The sequence below is a fragment of the Nocardia neocaledoniensis genome, assembly GCF_029868625.1.
GTDB classification, from domain to species: domain Bacteria; phylum Actinomycetota; class Actinomycetes; order Mycobacteriales; family Mycobacteriaceae; genus Nocardia; species Nocardia neocaledoniensis_A.
Genome location: NZ_JARWOJ010000053.1, coordinates 1 through 1,231 on the forward strand (window position 1 = coordinate 1; position 1,231 = coordinate 1,231).

Here is a 1,231-nt window from a genome sequence, read left to right on the forward strand (position 1 = left end):
CTACGCCGAGTTCGCCGAGCCCCACCTCGCCCCGCCGGCCCTGCTGCGCCGCATGGTCGACGCGGGCCGCCACCGCCGCAAGTCCGGCCCCGGGTAGAACCACAACGCCAAGTGAGTCCGGGGGCGCGCCGCCGCCGGGTACTAAATTGCCGTTTTCTTCGACACCGCGGCCGGACTTGCGGCCGAGGCGGCCCGCGTCGACCATGCGGCGCAGCAGGGCCGGCGGGGCGAGGTGGGGCTCGGCGAACTCGGCGTAGAGCGATTCCGAGGCGGCCAGGGCGATGTCGAGGCCGACGGTGTCGAGGAGGGTGAGCGGGCCCATCGGGTAGCCGCAGCCGCCCTTCATGGCCGCGTCGATGTCCTCGGCGGTGGCGTAGCCCGACTCCAGCATGCGGATCGCGGAGCACAGGTAGGGAATGAGCAGCGCGTTGACGATGAAGCCGGAGCGGTCACCCGCCTGCACGGTCATCTTGCCCAGGGTGTTCTTGGCGTAGTCGGTGACGGCCGCGGCCGCCTCCGGCGCGGTGACCAGGGTCGAGATGATCTCGACCAGCGGCATCACCGGCACCGGGTTGAAGAAGTGCACGCCGACGACCCGCTCGGGACGCTCGGTGGCGCCGGCCACCTTGATCACCGGGATCGAGGAGGTGTTGGTGGCGAGGATGCCTTCGGGCTTCACGATCTTGTCGAGCTTGCCGAAGATCTCGTACTTCAGCGACTCGATCTCCGGCGCGGCCTCGATCACCAGGTCGCGGTCGGCGAACTCGTCCATGTCCAGGGTGACCCGCACGCGCGCGATGGCGGCGTCGGCCTCTTCCTGGGTGATCTTGCCGCGGGCGACGCCCTTGCCGATCGAGGTCGCGATGCGCTGCTGCGCGGCGTCGGCGAACTCCTGCTTGGTCTCCAGCACGAGGACCGAGCTCCCCGCCTTGGCACACACCTCGGCGATACCGGCACCCATGGTGCCGCCACCGATCACACCGATCAACTCCATTGCCGTACTCCCAACATCGCATTGCCCTGGTTGTCCCGGGGATTATTTCATCCGAGGTGGCACTGAGTGCCACAGGCGTACGAGATGGTGCCGGAGACAGACCGGGGGGGGGGGGGGGGGGGGGGGGGGGGGGGGGGGGGGGGGGGGGGGGGGGGGGGGGGGGGGGGGGGGGGGGGGGGGGGGGGGGGGGGGGGGGGGGGGGGGGGGGGGCGGGGGGGGGGGGGGGGGGGCGGGGCG

At 72.2% G+C, this 1,231-nt stretch carries 2 pseudogenes; one reads left to right on the top strand and one right to left on the bottom strand.

Annotation, left to right across the window (positions count from 1 at the left end):
- Nucleotides 1-97 (top strand): annotated as a pseudogene (locus tag QH270_RS02970) (3-hydroxybutyryl-CoA dehydrogenase); the annotation flags it as partial.
- 66 nt (nt 98-163) lie between these two features.
- Here the strand turns inward: QH270_RS02970 and QH270_RS02975 are convergent.
- Nucleotides 164-994 (bottom strand): annotated as a pseudogene (locus QH270_RS02975) (3-hydroxybutyryl-CoA dehydrogenase); the annotation flags it as partial.
- Nucleotides 995-1,231: the final 237 nt, after the last annotated feature.